Raw genomic sequence first — 2483 nt, 5'->3', positions numbered from 1 at the left:
TTAGAAGGCAAAAGTTGTAAATGATTTTCTATCATTTGTTTAAATATACATATTGTCCATAAACAGCCCTATGGTCGCGGCTATAAGCATAAGGCTTTTCCCCACGAAAAATGATTGATTTTTACTGAAGTGTCCACTGTGCAGACGATATGTCAATTCAAAGCAGCCCCTGCCTAAGGATGCCTTTCGCCCACTTTTCTTGATTTCCGGAACGCTAATTTATTGAAATTTAAGGGAATTTACTTGAACAGTCTCATGCACCCTTGATCACTGTTGCCTCTCACTCTCACGCCTTACGCCTTTCGATATTTTTCCAATATTCAAGCCAAGCTCCGGAAAGTTTTTATTGACAGCATCCGCGCTATAAATAATCTCCATCCCGGATTGGAATCCATATAAAAAACACCAAGGAGCTATGGTATGAAACAGGTATTTACTATGATCGTCCTACTGCTGGCACTGTTTTTGGTCGCATCCTGCGAAAAGACACCGACGGAACCTAAGGTTGTTGCCGCGCCGGAGTTCTTGCCGCCGGAAGGACAATACTCCACTGCGCAAACGGTTGCGATAACCTGTGCCACTTCCGGGGCGGAAATTCGCTATACCCTCGATGGCAACGATCCCAATTCCGTATCTTTGGTCTATTCGGCTCCGCTGCTTGTGGAATTGGGGACAACCATCAGGGCAAAAGCATTCAAGGCAGGCTGGACACCAAGCACCATCTCGGAAGCATCCTACGCAGGCATTGGTTGGGCAGTTGCCACACCGACCTTCAATCATCCCGGCGGAATATACACGAGCCCGATATTCGTCATAATCGAGTGTGAAACACCTTCAGCGGTTATAAGATACACCACCGATGGCAGCGAACCGACACAGACTTCGAATGTATTTGATGAATCAATCTATGTGGAATCGACTTCCACGCTCAAGGCGAAAGCCTTCAAACACCTTTGGAACGCGAGCCAGACCGCAGTTTCTGATTACATTATCCTCAAAACCGTTGCCAATCCGGTTTTGCATCCACCCGGCGGAACGTTCATATCCCCGGTTGACGTCTCGATCAGTTGTTCGACCTCGTGGGTAAGCGTCCGATACACTACCGATGGCAGTGAACCAACCGAAACCTCGACTGCTTATACCGGAGCTTTTGTGCTAAATTCGGATACCGTTGTCAAGGCAAAGGCATTCAAAGTTGGATGGCTGCCAAGCGCGACCACTCTGGAAGAATATTCCATCAGCAGAGCAATTCCCAATTTCAACCCTCCCGGTGGAACATTTTATGCTCCGATTCATGTGGCTATGAGCTTCCCAATCGTTGTAACGACAATCAGATACACCACCGACGGCAGCGAACCGACGATTTTCTCCAACCCATATATCGCTCCAATCCAGATCAGCAATTCTATTACCCTGATGGCAAAGGCGTTTCTCCCCGGGGGAAATGCAAGTCTGGAAATGAATAATGAATATATGATGGCTGATAGCCTGCCGGAATTCTATGTAAATCTGAGCAGTTTTGTGGCACATCAAACCGCACAAAACCAGATCCGGCTTACCTGGATCAGTCAAGCCGAATCCAGCATGCTAGGATACAGAATCTATCGCAACGGAACTGCCAATCAAGCAAGCGCTTTGATGATCACACCCACAATGATGCCCGCCACCAATACAAGCACCATCATGACCTATACCAATACGGATTATGGGGTCAGCCCCGGCAGCAGCTTTTTCTACTGGTTGGAGGCAGTTGCTTATGATTCGGAGGTGTTTTATGGACCGATAAACATTTACTTACCGTCAAATTGATGGTGTGAGAAACGGAAACGGTAAACGTCCGGGGTGAGGAACGGTAAACGTCCCCGTTTACCAAAGTGAATACATCAAAGCCACTCGACCCCTGGATCAATCAGATCGAATATGACTCAGGCATGAACCTGTCGGCGTCTCAGGAGCGCATACTCCGGTTTCTCCATTTCATTGGAAGTGTGGGACAGCTTCTTTCCTGATTTCCGTGATATTGATAGCCTGTTCCTAAATATAACTGATTGGAAGTATTGTACTCTTCCATAATACCGTATTCTACATCTGGAACATCCTCCATACCCCAGACGGTTTGTGGTTTGGGTGTTTGCCCCGTGGATATTTCGGACCACCCAAACCATCATCAGCAAAATAATCAGGACTACTTGAAATGATTTCATTTTTTGTGCCGCTTTTTCTTTTTTTTAGGATGGGAATAAATCATATAGGTTATGCTTTCTCATTTCGTTGAATTTATCATTTAACATGATATTATAACCGATACTAAGACTATCAAATATAGACACGATACCCAAAAGGAGACGAACCTTAAGATGCGGGGTGGAAGCAACTATGCGACAGTTTAAATGTCACACGAATGGAGGCAAGTCACGCTTGCGGGGGTTATTCCGACATCAACTCTGGCTGAAACTGGTGGCGCTGGGCATCAATCTGAAAAG

At 46.2% G+C, this 2483-nt stretch carries 1 protein-coding gene; it reads left to right on the top strand.

Annotated elements, in window-relative coordinates; genetic code table 11:
- Positions 1 to 420 precede the first annotated feature (420 nt).
- Positions 421 to 1809, top strand: coding sequence for a chitobiase/beta-hexosaminidase C-terminal domain-containing protein (locus Q8M98_08635; GenBank protein MDP3114829.1), 1389 nt, complete (start codon positions 421 to 423; stop codon positions 1807 to 1809).
- Positions 1810 to 2483 lie beyond the last annotated feature (674 nt).

Source organism: Candidatus Cloacimonadaceae bacterium (assembly GCA_030693415.1).
Classification (GTDB): Bacteria; Cloacimonadota; Cloacimonadia; order Cloacimonadales; family Cloacimonadaceae; genus JAUYAR01.
This window is presented reverse-complemented; position numbering and strand designations above follow the sequence as displayed.